The sequence below is a fragment of the Corynebacterium sp. MSK035 genome (assembly GCF_030232615.1).
In the GTDB taxonomy this organism is placed as follows: Bacteria; Actinomycetota; Actinomycetes; order Mycobacteriales; family Mycobacteriaceae; genus Corynebacterium; species Corynebacterium jeikeium_D.
The window spans coordinates 92,079-106,574 of record NZ_JASPJP010000005.1 but is presented as its reverse complement, the minus strand read 5'-3'; the positions used below and the strand labels follow the sequence as shown (position 1 = coordinate 106,574).

General features: G+C 59.9%; 11 protein-coding genes. 3 read left to right on the top strand and 8 right to left on the bottom strand.

Translation table 11 applies throughout. The features are described 5' to 3' along the window. Positions 1–38: 38 nt before the first annotated feature. Entirely contained in the window at positions 39–2,405 is a 2,367-nt protein-coding gene (locus tag QP978_RS04855) for a glycogen/starch/alpha-glucan phosphorylase (RefSeq protein ID WP_069358818.1), read from the top strand. Between the two features lie 38 nt (positions 2,406–2,443). Here the strand turns inward: QP978_RS04855 and ligA are convergent, their stop codons facing one another. After that, positions 2,444–4,564 carry an NAD-dependent DNA ligase LigA gene (gene ligA / locus QP978_RS04850; RefSeq protein ID WP_101738712.1) on the bottom strand — a complete coding sequence of 707 codons (2,121 nt, stop codon included), beginning with the start codon at positions 4,562–4,564 and terminating at the stop codon, positions 2,444–2,446. A 96-nt stretch (positions 4,565–4,660) separates the two neighbouring features. On the opposite strand from ligA, the gene QP978_RS04845 reads away from it, so the two are divergent. Together QP978_RS04845 and QP978_RS04840 are read left to right on the top strand one after the other, a co-directional pair. Next, positions 4,661–5,329, top strand: a complete 669-nt coding sequence (locus tag QP978_RS04845) for a 3'-5' exonuclease (protein ID WP_069358819.1) — start codon at positions 4,661–4,663, stop codon at positions 5,327–5,329. 139 nt (positions 5,330–5,468) lie between these two features. Further along, positions 5,469–6,629 carry an ATP-binding protein gene (locus tag QP978_RS04840; RefSeq protein ID WP_048735292.1) on the top strand — a complete coding sequence of 387 codons (1,161 nt, stop codon included), beginning with the start codon at positions 5,469–5,471 and terminating at the stop codon, positions 6,627–6,629. A 5-nt stretch (positions 6,630–6,634) separates the two neighbouring features. On the opposite strand, the gene QP978_RS04835 is transcribed toward QP978_RS04840, so the two are convergent. The 7 genes from QP978_RS04835 to QP978_RS04805 form a co-directional block, all read right to left on the bottom strand. Beyond that, positions 6,635–7,687: a uroporphyrinogen decarboxylase/cobalamine-independent methonine synthase family protein gene (locus tag QP978_RS04835; RefSeq protein WP_048735289.1), complete on the bottom strand. Its 1,053-nt coding sequence runs from the start codon at positions 7,685–7,687 to the stop codon at positions 6,635–6,637. Then, positions 7,684–8,823, bottom strand: a complete 1,140-nt coding sequence (gene mnmA, locus QP978_RS04830; RefSeq protein ID WP_048735286.1) for a tRNA 2-thiouridine(34) synthase MnmA — start codon at positions 8,821–8,823, stop codon at positions 7,684–7,686. The genes QP978_RS04835 and mnmA overlap by 4 nt, the downstream gene beginning before the upstream one ends. A gap of 63 nt (positions 8,824–8,886) precedes the next feature. After that, positions 8,887–10,038 carry a cysteine desulfurase family protein gene (locus QP978_RS04825; RefSeq protein WP_048735387.1) on the bottom strand — a complete coding sequence of 384 codons (1,152 nt, stop codon included), beginning with the start codon at positions 10,036–10,038 and terminating at the stop codon, positions 8,887–8,889. A 253-nt stretch (positions 10,039–10,291) separates the two neighbouring features. Continuing rightward, positions 10,292–11,236, bottom strand: a complete 945-nt coding sequence (locus QP978_RS04820; protein WP_016422471.1) for an electron transfer flavoprotein subunit alpha/FixB family protein — start codon at positions 11,234–11,236, stop codon at positions 10,292–10,294. A 54-nt stretch (positions 11,237–11,290) separates the two neighbouring features. Continuing rightward, a complete protein-coding gene (locus QP978_RS04815) occupies positions 11,291–12,076 on the bottom strand; it encodes an electron transfer flavoprotein subunit beta/FixA family protein (RefSeq protein ID WP_048735284.1) in 786 nt (261 codons plus the stop codon). A gap of 337 nt (positions 12,077–12,413) precedes the next feature. Then, positions 12,414–13,598 (bottom strand): THUMP-like domain-containing protein, encoded by a 1,185-nt coding sequence (locus QP978_RS04810; protein WP_070605070.1) that lies wholly within the window; start codon positions 13,596–13,598, stop codon positions 12,414–12,416. A gap of 54 nt (positions 13,599–13,652) precedes the next feature. Next, positions 13,653–14,492 (bottom strand): NUDIX hydrolase, encoded by an 840-nt coding sequence (locus QP978_RS04805; protein ID WP_070546741.1) that lies wholly within the window; start codon positions 14,490–14,492, stop codon positions 13,653–13,655. Between the last annotated feature and the right edge of the window lie 4 nt (positions 14,493–14,496).

Here is a 14,496-nt window from a genome sequence, read left to right as displayed (position 1 = left end):
AGTCTGGAAATGATACCAGTCAATAAGGAGCTTCTTTGATGTCGAACTTGAGTGACCTCGTCGGATCCCACGTGCGTGCCGAATCCGGCCGTGTCCCCCAGTCGTCCACTGAGATGGAATTCTGGTCCGGTCTGTCACGGGTTGTTGTCGATGACCTAGCGGACAACTGGCAGCGCACCACGGAGGCATACGCTGCTACCCGCCAGCAGCACTACTTCTCCGCCGAGTTCCTCATGGGTCGCGCCCTGCTGAATAACCTGCTCAATGCAGGTCTGGTGGATGAGGCCTCTGCTGCCGTGAAAAAGTACGGCAAGAATCTGACAGACGTGCTCGAGGCTGAACACGACGCCGCTCTCGGTAACGGTGGCCTGGGTCGTCTGGCCGCCTGCTTCCTGGATTCCTGTGCCACGCAGAATCTGCCGGTGACCGGTTATGGCATCCTCTACCGCTACGGTCTGTTCAAGCAGACCTTCGAAGATGGCTTCCAGGATGAGCACCCGGACCCGTGGATGGAAGAGGGCTACCCCTTCGTCATTCGTCGCGAGGAACTGTCCAAGATTGTCACCTTTGATGACTTGGTGGTGCGCGCTGTTCCATATGACATGCCAATTACCGGCTACGGCACCGATAACGTCGGCACGCTGCGCCTGTGGCACTCGGAGCCGATGCGTGAGTTCGACTATGACGCCTTCAACTCGCAGCGCTTCACCGACGCCATTGTCGAACGGGAGCGCGTCCATGACCTGTGCCGCGTGCTCTACCCGAATGACTCGACCTATGACGGCAAGGTCCTGCGTGTCCGCCAGCAGTACTTCTTCGTCTCCGCTTCGCTGCAGACGATGATCGATTCTTACATCGAGAATCACGGCGAGGACCTGCGCGATTTCCACAAGTACAACTCCATTCAGCTCAATGACACCCACCCGGTGCTCGCTATCCCAGAGCTGATGCGTCTGCTCCTGGATGAGCACGATATGAGCTGGGACGACGCCTGGAACGTCGTGTCCAACACCTTCGCCTACACCAACCACACCGTTCTGGCAGAAGCGTTGGAGACCTGGGAATACTCCATTTTTGACCGTCTCTTCGGCCGCGTTCTGGAGATCACCCGCGAGATTGACCGCCGCTTCCGCGAAGACCTGGCGGAGCGCGGCTTCGACCAGGGCAAGATTGACTACATGGCGCCGATTTCTCACGGTCGCATCCACATGGCGTGGATCGCCTGCTACGCCGCGTACTCCATCAACGGTGTTGCTGCCCTGCACACGGAGATTATTAAGCGCGAAACGTTGAAGGACTGGCACGATATCTGGCCGGAGCGCTTCAACAACAAGACCAATGGCGTCACCCCGCGCCGCTGGCTCAACCAGTGCAACCCGCGCCTGTCGGCACTGCTGACTCGCCTGTCGGGTTCGGACGCCTGGGTCACTGACTTGGACAAGCTCGCTGAGCTCGAAAAGTTTGCTGACGACGAGGCCGTGTTGCGTGAGATTCTCGACATCAAGCACGAGAACAAGAAGGACTTCGCCACCTGGCTGGAGCACCGCCAGGGTATTTCGGTGAACCCGGACGCCATCTTCGATACCCAGATTAAGCGTCTGCACGAGTACAAGCGCCAGCTTCTCAACGCGCTCTACATCCTCGATCTCTACTACCGCATCAAGGAAGACCCAGCGCTGGACGTGCCACCGCGCGTGTTCATCTTCGGTGCCAAGGCCGCCCCAGGCTACGTTCGCGCGAAGGCCATCATTAAGTTCATCAACGCTATCGCGGACAAGGTCAATAACGATCCGGACATGGACGGTCGCCTGCAGGTCGCTTTCGTTGAGAATTACAACGTCACCCCGGCAGAGCACATCATCCCGGCCACCGACGTCTCCGAGCAGATTTCCACTGCCGGTAAGGAGGCTTCGGGTACCTCGAACATGAAGTTCATGATGAACGGCGCACTGACGCTGGGCACCATGGACGGCGCAAACGTCGAAATCGTCGACGCCGCCGGCGAAGAGAACGCCTACATCTTCGGTGCGCTGGAAGAGGAGCTGCCGGAGCTGCGTCGCACCTACAGCCCGCGTGGCACTTACGAAACGGTGCCGGGTCTCAAGCGCGCGGTCGATTCGCTTGTCGACGGCACTTTTGCTGACGGTGGCAGCGGAATGTTCCACGACCTGCACTTCTCGCTGCTGGAGTCCAACGGGTACGAGCCAGCCGATGTCTACTACGTCCTCGGCGACTTCGCTGACTACCGCGAGACCCGCGACCGCATGGCCGAGGACTACCGCGACGAGCTGGCGTGGGCCAAGAAGTGCTTCCTGAACATCATCCGTTCGGGCCGCTTCTCCTCCGACCGCACTATCCGCGATTACGCCAATGAGGTCTGGAAGCTGGAAGAGACCAAGATTTAGGCCCGGCTGGGTCAAATCCTGGCTGGGCCAAGCCCCAGCTAGGCCTGACCAGTTTCCAGCAATCGCTTGAACCCATCCTCGTCGAGGATGGGCAAGCCCAGCTCCTCGGCCTTTGTGGCCTTGGAACCGGCGTTTTCGCCAACCACCACGTAGTCGGTCTTCTTCGACACCGACCCTGCGGCCTTACCGCCACGGGAGATAACGGCTTCCTTCGCGCTGTCGCGAGTGAAGTCCTCCAAAGAGCCGGTGACTACCACGGTCAATCCCTCTAGCACCTGATCTGGACGATCGGCGACCTCATCGGCCATACGCACACCGGCAGCTTCCCAGCGCTCGACAACCTCGCGGTGCCAGTCCACCTCGAACCAGTCAGCCACGGAATCGCCGATGATCTCGCCAATGCCATCGATGGCCGAAATCTCCTCGCGGCTCGCAGCGCGCAGCGCCTCCATCGAGCCGAACTTCTGTGCCAAGGTCCGCGCCACTGTTGGACCCACATGACGAATGGACAGGCTGACCAATACGCGCCACAGCTCTTTATCCTTAGCTGCCTCGATGTTGGCCAACAGTTTCTTACCATTGGCGTTCAGGGTTTTCCGCGAAGCCGTAGTGTAGACCTCAGTGCCGAGCAAATCTTCCTCGGTGAGGTCGAAGAGGCGGGACTCGTCGGCAAGCACGCCGCGATGAATCAAATCGGCAGCGCCCCTCTCCCCCAGGTTTTCGATATCGAACCCGGAGCGGGAGGCGAGGAATTCAATTCGACGCCGCAGCTGACCTGGACAGTAGCGGGTATTGGGGCAACGCCAATCGGCATCGCTGTCCTTTGCCGGAGCCAAACGAGTACCGCACTCGGGGCAGAGAGTCGGGTAAATGTACTTTCGCTCGCTACCATCTCGGAGATCGGCTACGGGGCCGAGTACCTCTGGAATCACGTCACCGGCCTTGCGGATGGTCACACGGTCCCCGATGAGCACACCCTTTCGGTGCACCTCGGAAGGGTTGTGTAGCGTCGCCATCTCGACAGTTGACCCGGCCACGAAGACCGGCTTCATCACGGCATATGGCGTCGCACGACCAGTTCGGCCGATGGAGACTCGAATGTCCAGCAGGTCCGTGGTGACCTCTTCTGGCGGATACTTGTAGGCAATCGCCCAGCGCGGCGCCCGCGAGGTCGCGCCCAACGCGCGCTGCTCGGAAAGGGAGTCAACCTTGACCACAAGCCCGTCCATCTCGTGGATGGCGTCGTGGCGGTGCTCGCCCCAGTACTGCATCTGCTTAACGACGTCATCCGCGGAATGAACCTGCTTTGTATACGGCGACACGTGGAAACCCCACTCGTCCAAGGCACGATATGCCTCGTGCTGGGACTGTGGACGCCAGCCCTCGATATGACCAATTCCATGGCAAATCATGGACAACCGGCGCTTGGCCACTTCTGCAACATCCTTCTGTCGCAGGGAACCGGCGGCGGCGTTACGGGGGTTGGCAAACGGCTTCTGACCCGCTTCGACGCGATCGGCGTTGATGCGTTCGAACTCTTCCAACGAGATAAAGACTTCACCACGCACCTCGAGCACGTCGGGGATGTTCTCGCCGCTGATTTCATGCGGAATATCTTCGATAGTGCGCGCATTGGCGGTGACGTTCTCCCCCACGCGGCCGTCTCCGCGGGTGGCCGCCCGGACAAGGCGGCCATTCTCATAGACCAGATCGATAGACAGGCCATCGATTTTCAGCTCGGTCAGATACGTGCTGGCCGGGGTGCGGGCCAGCCAGCCGCGCAACTCCTGCTCATCGAAAACATTGTCCAAGCTGTAAAGGCGTTCGAGGTGCTCAACAGGCTCGAACACTTCCCCGTCGGCAGGCGTGTCGACCTGCGCACCGACCTGCTGCGTGGGGCTGTCCGGCACCACCAGATCGGGCCACTGCTCCTCTAACCGCTGCAGTTGACGGAACATCTCGTCGTATTCAGCATCGGAGATAACCGGCTGCGCGGTGTAGTACAGCGCAGCGTTTTCACGAATGCGAGTTGCTAGATCTTGCCACTTCTCCCGGACGTCCGCCGGCGCTGGCTCGGAGGCGGGGGCGCTGGAAAACGAAGACAAATCGGAGGTTGACAGGTCGGAGTTCTCATCGGTCGAGGAAGTCACGTCGCTCATTCTATGTCATTGCCCGGATGCGCCGGAGGACACGGAAATTCTCTTGACCTTGTTCCTGCCCCTCAGCGAATCCGCACTCTCCGCTACAGTTGAGACATGCATAATTTCGATCCGCGACGCATGCTCGCGTTTGATCTGGAGACTACCGGCACGGATCCTCGCACCTGCAAGATTGTCACTTCCGCACTGGTCCGACTGACTGAGCAGGGCAAAGATTCCACCATCATGCTCGCTAATCCCGGTGTCGAAATTCCACAAGCTGCGTCTGATGTGCATGGCATCACCACTGAAAAAGCTCGCGCGGAGGGGCGCCCGCACGATGAAGTGCTAGCGGATACCATTGCCGGCCTTCGAGCTGCCTGGCGCGATGGTCTGACCGTAGTGGCCTATAACGCGGCTTATGATCTGACGGTACTGCGCTCGCAGGATCCCAGTTTTACTGTTGACGGCCTCGTCGTCGACCCCTTTGTGCTGGATAATTACGTCGACCCAGAACGTCGTGAAAAACGCACTTTGACTGATGTCTCCCGCCATTATCAGGTGCGCCTGGACGGGGCACATGATGCCACCGAAGATGCTCTGGCGGCTGCGCGCATCGCATGGGTGATGGCGCGCCACTACCGGGAGCTAACCGAAAAATCAGGGGAAGAGCTGATGGAGCTGCAGGCCGTCGCGTACTACCAGTACAAGAAGAACCTGCAGCAGTACCTGACCGAAAAGGGTAAGGATACGTCGGACTTCACCTTCGGGTGGCCGATGGACTGAGCAGCGACCCCTTCACCCTCCCCGGCTCTCCCAATATCCAGAGTTTTGTGATTATCCAACGGAAACCGAATATCCAAATTTCGGCGGGATATCCAAGTTATCCAAGTCGATGTGGATTATCCATTGCTATTATTGATGCGTGACCACTCGCAGCGACAAGGCCATCTCCATCCCACGCAATCCTTTCCACCCCACATTCGGCCGATCCCCGGCCATCATCGGTGGGCGCGATGTCGAGCTGGACTCGTTTGAGCTGGCTCTGGCGGAAGGCCCCGGTAATCCCTGGCGAACCGCGCTAATTTCCGGTACCCGCGGAATCGGCAAGACGGTACTTCTCAACGAGTTTGAAGCCGCAGCAAAGCAACTGGGATGGATTGTGCTGCGTGCTCACATCGGCTCTGAAATGATTTCTGAGCTCACCGATGTCACCATTCCGCGCGCTTTCAGTGCCATTGACAGTGCACCGACGGGCAAGGGCCGTCACCTCACCGGCCTGTCCATCGCCGGCATTGGCGGGTTTAAGACGGAAGTCAGCACTTCTCAGCCCGAGCCCGGCAGGAATCTGCTCAGCCAACTTCAGGATCTCTCGGCTCTCCTCATGCCACAGGGATCCGGCATCTTGCTCACTCTCGACGAGGTGCAAAGTGCAGAACCCGCACAGCTCAACGAAATTGCCCATGCAATCCAGGACCTAAATCGCGACGATGCGGAGATTGCCTTTGTCGCAGCCGGGCTGCCCAGCGGTATCGAAGACTTGCTCCAGCTAGAGGGCGCAACATTCTTACGCCGTGCCGAACGCGTGTCTCTGGGCCGATTGGACGTGGAGACCACCAAGGACATCATTCGCAGAACTGCAGAACTCGGCGAACGCGCGATGACCGAGGATGCCGTCGAGCTGGCCGCTGAACTCAGCCACGGCTACCCGTATCTCATACAGACCATTGGCTCAGTCGCTTGGGCGAAGGCCAGGTTGGCCCACTCGGACACCATTACCGCTCAGCATGTCTCGGATGCCGCAGCGGAATCCATCCGCCGCATCGGGCTGCAAGTTCATGCGCCCAGCCTGCGGAAAGTGTCACCTCGCCAGATTGATTTTCTCAAAGCGATGGCGCGCCTCTCCCCCAATGGAAAGCCCGTGGCCACGAGCGTCATCGCAGAGACCATGGGACGCAAACTCTCTGGCATCTCACAGCTTCGCCATGACCTGATTTACCGTGAGCTGATTGTGTCAGCGTCGACGGGATACGTGGAATTCACACTTCCCTACTTCGCGGACTACCTCAATACGCTGGTGGAATAAGGTCGCTATTCGTCGCGAGCCAAGTCACCGGCTGCCCGACGAAGAAGCTCCGTGGCATTGCGGCCTGCGCCGAGTTGCGCCTGTGCTTCTTCATTGGAGCTGGCAGCAAAGCCGCCCATCGGCGCCAGATTCAGGCTCTCAGCAATCTGTAGGCGCGAATAGCCCAGCTCATCCCAGAACAGCGCTGCTTGCTCAGCGAGTGCTCGAGCCGGTGTCGCCACCGGGACGCCCGTGTGCTCTTCTCGCTCCGTGACCGTCACTGGCACAATACCCAGCTCCAGGGACATATCGGCACCGACCACGGCAGCCGCAAAATCCAGTTGCTGCGTGGTGGTCAGTTCTTTGCGAGGTAGCCACACTCCGGCCGCACCGGAATCCGCCAAGGCCTGAACAGCCAGGCCATCGGGGCTCGACAGCGCGATGGTCACTTCGATTTCGTCGTCACGCAGCGGCCCTGTGACTTCGAGGAAGATCTCCGCGATCTCGCGGTGCCCCTGGGCGGGGAGATAACCCGCGTTGCCCATCAGCATGGACGGGGCCTTGATTTTGCCCTGTACGACTGCGCCGAGTGCGGGTTCTGCCAGAAGTACTTCGATGTCGCTGTCGAAACGCCGACGGACATCGGCGATGTGGGAAGCCAATCCCGCGGCCAACGACTGCGCGAAGTACTTCACGGCGCCGCGGTCAACGGCGATGAGATGGCCTGCGGCATTTTCCACCGAAGTCGCCATCGTCCATGGGCCGAGAGCGGTCAGGCGAATTTTCTGCGGGGTGCGTCCCCACGCTTCCTCGCACGCGTCGATGTCTCGGTGGAGATAATCAGTGGCCAAGGCACTCGCGCGACCACGACGGTCGGCGACTTTCCAGGAGCGCGCTCCCCTGTCGACGACGAGGTCAGCCATGAGGGCGGCCGTGCGACCGACGGCATCGGCGCCGAACCCACGGGCGGGCAACGTCGGTAGCGTGAGGTGACCTTCCAGGCATTCGCCAATGACAATCTCTGCCGCCTCGTGTGGATTGCGGCCCGGCATCGGGCCAAGGCCGACAAAGGAGGTCACGACAAGTCCTCTTCACGGGCGGTCGAGACAATCGTGCCGGAGCCCAGCACGTAGTCGCCCGCAGTGTCAGTGTGGTACAAAACAGCGGCCTGACCAGGCGCGACACCACGAAGCGGATCGCTCAGGTGCAGCCGGAAGGCGCCACCGCGTCCGGTGACGTCATCGTCAGGTCCTGCCAGCACTTCAATGCGGCAGTCGATGGGGCGACCGTGCGCACGCACCTGCACCTGCAGCTTGCCGGCCTCCGAGGCAGCGAGTACCTCATCCGGGTTGGCCAGCCAGATGGCACGGTCGGCCTCGAGCACGTTGACATTCAAGTCCGCAGCCGTGCCGATTGTCACCGTGCCGGTCTCTGCATCAATGCCGGTGACATAGCGCGGCTTGCCATCCGGCATCGGCCCCGCCAGGCCAATCCCCTTGCGCTGACCAATGGTGAAACCGTAGACACCGTCGTGCTCAGCGACGGTGTCGCCAGTTTCCTTATCCACAATGGTGCCCGGGCGACGGCCAATCTTCGCGCCCAGGAACGCCTTGGTATTGCCATCCGGGATGAAGCAGATGTCGTAAGAGTCCGGCTTGTTGGCAGTGCCTAGTCCCATCCCGCGGGCTTCTTCACGAATCTCTGGCTTCTCGGTGTTTCCTACCGGGAACATCGAGCGCTGCAGCTGCTCGCGATCCAGCACGCCCAGGACATAGGACTGGTCCTTCTTCGCATCGCGGCCGCGGCGCAACAGGCCGTCGTCGCCAAGCAAAGCGTAGTGCCCCGTGACCACAGCGTCGAAGCCGAGCGCGATGCCGCGCTCTAGTAGAGCGGCGAACTTGATGCGTTCATTGCAGCGCAGGCATGGGTTCGGCGTCTCGCCGCGCTCGTAGGAGTCGTAGAAGTCATCCATGACCTCTTCCTTGAAGCGCTCGGAGAAATCCCAGACGTAGAAAGGAATGCCCAGCTCATCGCAGACGCGGCGGGCATCGCCGGAGTCCTCTAGCGAACAGCAGCCGCGGGATCCAGCGCGAACGGACTGCGGATCTTTCGACAGCGCCAAGTGCACGCCGACGACCTCGTGACCTGCGGCCAATGCACGCGCCGCAGCCACGGAAGAATCCACACCACCGCTCATTGCTGCAAGAACTCGCATTGCGTTGCAACCTTTCCCCTCTAGATTTTGTGCACGTGTCACCGTACCACCACGGGGCAAAAACTAAGCCATGCCCGCACGCCGCGCCCGCTCGACCGTTTCCGGCAGCGCCGAAATGACGGCGTCGACATCCGCCTGCGTCGAGGTGTACCCCAGCGTAAAACGAATCGACGACCGCGCTTCCGGCTCCGAAACGCCCATCGCCATCAGCACGTGCGAGGGACGGTTAACGCCCGCGCTACATGCCGATCCCGTAGAGCAGTCAATTCCCGCCGCATCGAACAGCATGATCAAACTATCGGCCTCCGCGCCCGGGAAGCTAGCGTAGACGTGCCCCGGCAAAGCGAGCTCGCTGGTGTGGATAATCGCACCGTCGATGTGCACGATTGCCCTGATGAGCTGCTGCGTCAGACCGCGGATTCGTTCATTGTCCGTCGCCATCGCGTCCACCGCCGCGCGCAGTCCTGCCGCCATGCCCGCCGCCGACGCCACGTCCTGCGTGCCCGAACGCAGTCCGCGTTCCTGCCCGCCGCCGTTGTTATGCGGGGTAAGTTTCGCTTCACGACGAACAAGCAGCGCCCCAATCCCACGGGGACCGCCGAACTTGTGCGCGGAGATGGCCATTGTAGTGGCGCCACTTGCGTGGAAATCAATTGGCAGATGTCCGGCTGCCTGCACAGCATCGATATGGAAAGGCACGCGAGCCTCCTTCGCCCGCTTGGCAATCTCCTCCACCGGCTGGATGGTGCCGGTCTCATTGTTCGCCCACATGCACGTCACCAGCGCGGTGTTCTGCCGACTAATCTCCGGGAACTGCACCATGTCAACGCGACCATCAGCACCTACAGGAGCCTCAACAATCTTGGCCCAGTGTTCCTTTTCCAGATGGTGACATGTCTTCAACACTGCATCGTGCTCGATTGGTGGAACCACAATGTCCGAGCCAGAGGCCTTGAAGTACAGGCCTGAAATCGCTAGATTGTCGGCCTCAGTTCCACCGGAAGTAAAAACTACCTCGATGGGATCGGCACCGAGCAGCTCTGCAATTTCTTCTCGGGACTCTTCCAGAACCTTTTTCGCAATGCGTGCGGTGGCGTACTGCCCCGAGGGGTTGGCCAGACCTAGGTTCTCGACCATTGCCGTGCGCGCTTCTGGGCGCAATGGTGTAGTCGCGGCATGATCCACAAAGTGACGGGTCTTCGCAGCAGACTTCATTTCACTCTTCTCGTCCGGAGCGGCAACGATGTGGTCATTAAGCATGCAGGCAGTATAACGCTGCGTGCGCCTTATGCTCACTATCCGCCATAGTTAAACCTCACTGTCTGCACGAACAGATGAGTAGGACCAAAAAAATGCTCGGAGCGGGAACAGACAGGAAATCTGTGCCCACCCCGAGCGGGTAGTTGCTAGCCGAGTTGACTCTCGGCCAGCAGCCTTACGCAACTAGCAGCCTTAAGGCAAGTGCGTATTACTTCAGGTTCTCGATAGCCTGCGGGACAACGTCGAACAGGTCACCGACGACACCGAAGTCAGCAATCTCGAACAGCGGAGCCTCTTCGTCCTTGTTGACCACAACGATGGTCTTGGAGGTCTGCATACCTGCCTTGTGCTGGATAGCACCGGAAATACCCAGAGCAACGTAGAGGTCCGGGGAAACGGTCTTACCGGTCTGGCCAACCTGGAACTGACCCGGGTAGTAGCCAGCGTCAACAGCAGCACGGGAAGCACCAACAGCTGCGCCGAGAACGTCTGCCAGCGGCTCAACAACGTTCTTGAAGCCATCCTCGGATGCGACACCGCGGCCACCGGAAACAACCAGCTTAGCCTCGGTCAGCTCCGGACGGTCGCCGCCCTCAGCCGGCGCAAAGGAAACGATCTCGACAGCGTTGTTGCCGATCTCTGGGAATGCAATCTCGGTAACGTCAGCGGAACCGGACTTCTCCTCCGGGTCAACGGAGCCCGGACGCAGAGCGTAGACCGGGGATGCGCCGTAGCCGACACCGTCAACGATGTACTCGCCACCGAAGATGGAGTACTTAACGGAAGCGTCATCGTTGATAGCAACAACGTCGGACAGCAGACCGGAACCGGTCAGCGCAGCGACGCGGCCAGCGATTTCCTTGCCGGTTGCGGAAGCGGAAACCAGCACCGGAACCTCACGCTCGGAGGCCAGGCCGACGAGAACGTCAACCTCAGGGGTGATCAGGTACTTGTCGGCATCGTCGGACTCAGCAGCGAGAATCTCGCCAGCGCCGTAGGAGGCCAGGGTGTCTGCGAAGCCAGCAGCGGTACCCGGGGTACCCACGACAACTGCGGCCGGGGTGCCGAATGCGGAAGCAGCGGTCAGCAGTTCAGCGGTGGTGTTCTTCAGCTCGCCATTTGCGTGCTCGACGAGAACGAGGACGTCGGTCATAGTGATCTTTCTCCTACTTGTATCTCTATTTGTCTTCTATTCGCGTCAAGCGCCTTAGATGAACTTCTGGGCCTTGAGGTACTCGGCCAGCTTGGCGCCGCCGTCTCCCTCATCGTTAATGCGCTCACCAGCGGTCTTAGCCGGCTTCGGAGTGGAGCCAGTGACACCGGTAGCAGCGTTTTCGAGACCAACCTGCTCTGCCTCAGCAGCAACATCGTCCAGAGTCAGCTCGGTGACCGGCTTCTTCTTAGCGGCCATGATGCCCTTGAAGGATGCGAAGCGCGGGCTATTAGCCTTCTCAGTGACGGAGACGACTGCCGGCAGGGATGCCTTGAGCTGGTAGATACCGTCTTCGACCTCACGCTCACCGGTGATGGAGTCACCTTCGATAGCGACAGAGCGCAGGTGAGTCAGAACCGGCAGGTCGCGGTAGACACCGAGGATAGCCGGGACGGAGCCGGTGCCACCGTCAGTGGAGGCATTGCCGGTGACGATGAGGTCAACATCCTCGAGAGTGTCGATGACGTTGGACAGAGCCCATGCGGTCTGAACAGCGTCGGAACCTTCAAGTGCGTCGTCCGAAAGAATGACGGCGTCGTCTGCACCCATGGACAGAGCCTTGCGCAGTGCCTCGATGGCACGATCCGGGCCAACAGTTGCGACGGTAACGTTTCCGCCGTGCTCTTCCTTCAGCTGCAGGGCAGCCTCAACAGCGTTCTCATTAATTTCGTCGAGAACTGCGTCTGCAGACTCACGATCGAGGACAAACTTGTCATCGGTGAGCTTACGCTCGGACCAGGTGTCCGGAACCTGCTTGACCAGAACCACGATGTTCGGCATTTTTCTGTCGTCCTTACTGGTTGATTACTGGTGAACGTTTATCTGACCTTACTTCGCAAGCCGCCTCACAATAAAGTGAACCAGGCCACGCTCTAGGTCGTCTGTGTTGAAGATAACAGAACCTGTCGCCAATGCGAAGGTGATCCAGATAACAATGTCGTTATTTTTTTAAATTTTTTTCTACACCACGAGCACAGCCCGCCCGCCAACATGCTATTTCCGCATGTCAGACGTTAATAGTACGCAATCAACTGCAGCTGTCTCCGCAGTATTCGCCAACAGCAAACACCGATCCCCAACGGGCTACCCCCACCAGTTTTCCGTCGTAAAGCGGTCCTTAACCGATCTCCCGGGGCTGACAGATAAACGCCGTCGCGCTCCTTCCGATGCGCGTGACCACCACCGCCAATGCCCTGGAGCCCTTAAGTTTCCACTGCTTGCGCAACGCGTCGGGGTTGACGTCTACGCCGCGCACGAGAATTTCCACCGATCCGCAATCCAACGCTGCCAGTGCCTTGCGAACCTGCTTCAACCCCACTTGCTCAATAACTTCGAACCCGGCAATCCCCTGCGGCAAAACATCGCCACTGACGTGCGCAATCCGCTCATCGAGCTGCCACAGCCCATGCGCCGCCGCAAAATGCCGCACCAGCCCGGCGCGCACAATCGCCCCATCCGGATCAATGATGTACCGACCGGCAGCGCGCACATCGACGTCGTCAGGCATGGTGTCGTCGTAGGTCTGCACGTCCACCGCCGACAACTCTAACGGCCTGTGCTTATCGACGGTCCGGATAACCATCGCCGATCGCGTTACGGATTGCCCATCGGTAACTCCGGCCAACCCCGGCGTATATAGACATGCCTCCTTGACCGCACCGTCCACCGAAGTGACAGCCACTTCCCCGCTCCACTCGCTGAAGTCGAGGCCCGGCGCACATTTGATAGCTAGTTCTTTGTCGGGCCAGGCGGCTATGAGCGCCGGCAGCGATGGGAGCAAGTCCTCCGGGTTGGTGATCCTGCGACCACCGGAGCGGCGTGCAGGGTCAGCGACAATGACGGGTGCGTCAAAGGTCGGTTGCAAAGCATCGGCCTGCGCGAAAATGTTCTTGCCGACGTTATGCCGCGCCATGGCCAGCCGCGCAAGGTCGAGATCAGACCCGACAACGGTCAGGCCCTCGTGGTCAATTGCTGCCACCTCAGTACCAATGGAGCAGGTCACATCGGCCACTGATTCGACACCGAGATGCGCAAGCCTACGAGCGCGAGCCAGCGCGACGACAAAGGGCGTGGCCTGTTGCGCTGCTTCGGAAGAGAAGATCCAGTCCCCTGGCAGTTTGCTGACCGCAGAACGCCGAGCTGCCGCGACTTCAATGACCGCGCGACCAAACTCGCCACAGTGTTGGCGTAGATGCGCGGAGTCTGCAATCAGAGACTTTTTAGTGAGCGCGAGCTGGTCGGCCTCATCTAGCCACTCCGGGTGAGCAGCAACAGCGGCCACCTCTGCAGCGGACAGGGACACTCGTTATCTCCTTCCAACTAGGGATCAGCCGGTTAACGGGGGTTGAGTAGTCGGCTAACGGTTCATACCTTTGCGCAAATGCCCCATGTGGGTGGCAACGGCAAAGTACTCATCCATAAAAGGTTCCCCGAGGAAGTCACTACTGGTGCGTCGCACCGGAGTGTTTCTGGCCGCCTCGAGAGCCTCCGCCACAGTACTGACACCGTCCAAGCGAGTCAGTTGCGCCCAGGTCGGAGGCATGAGGCCAAGTAGCCCACGGCGCCATCCATCCAAAATCGTAGTCGGTCGGAACCAACCTGAAGATGATGCCTCAGAGGTGTCACCGTCGGCTCTTTGACCGTCGGGAAGCGCGGCGAGGAAGAAATAGGTGTCGTAACGAATGGGGTTGGATTCGGGTGTCACCCAGTTAGCCCAAGGACTGACGAGTTCGGCATCGAGCGCCAGATTTTCATTGCTAAGAAAATCCGTCAATGACAACTCGTGGGCTTCCAACTGTCGTCGCTGACGGTGGAAGCGGTGGGCATCTGCGACAATCTCACCGCCAGCATCGCGAACCAACAGAGTGCCTGTTTCCTCAAAGGTCTCACGCACGGCCGCGCAGGTGAGCGCGTGCGCCCGCACGCGGTCGACGTTAAAAGCCTGCGCGATCCGCGACTCGGGGTCGGCTTCCGACGGCTCGGTCACGGCCATGCCCTCATTCGCGACAGCGGGGAAATCACGCCGGTCTACTCCACCGCCGGGGAACACGGTCATGTTGGCCGCAAAACGCATTGAGGATACGCGTTCTTGAACGTAGACCTCGAGCCCGCAGTGGGTGTCGCGGAGCAGCAACACAGTCGCAGCCAGTTTCGGCGACGCGGGTGTATTCGGGGTTTCAGGTGTCGGAACCGCCATGAGC

Coding starts and splice junctions, on each gene's coding strand:
- ligA (WP_101738712.1), bottom strand. CDS start 4,564: ATGAGCGACGTGACTTCCTCGACCGATGAGAACTCCGACCTGTCAACC.
- QP978_RS04855 (WP_069358818.1), top strand. CDS start 39: ATGTCGAACTTGAGTGACCTCGTCGGATCCCACGTGCGTGCCGAATCC.
- mnmA (WP_048735286.1), bottom strand. CDS start 8,823: ATGCGAGTTCTTGCAGCAATGAGCGGTGGTGTGGATTCTTCCGTGGCT.
- QP978_RS04825 (WP_048735387.1), bottom strand. CDS start 10,038: ATGAAGTCTGCTGCGAAGACCCGTCACTTTGTGGATCATGCCGCGACT.
- QP978_RS04845 (WP_069358819.1), top strand. CDS start 4,661: ATGCATAATTTCGATCCGCGACGCATGCTCGCGTTTGATCTGGAGACT.
- QP978_RS04805 (WP_070546741.1), bottom strand. CDS start 14,492: ATGGCGGTTCCGACACCTGAAACCCCGAATACACCCGCGTCGCCGAAA.
- QP978_RS04820 (WP_016422471.1), bottom strand. CDS start 11,236: ATGACCGACGTCCTCGTTCTCGTCGAGCACGCAAATGGCGAGCTGAAG.
- QP978_RS04815 (WP_048735284.1), bottom strand. CDS start 12,076: ATGCCGAACATCGTGGTTCTGGTCAAGCAGGTTCCGGACACCTGGTCC.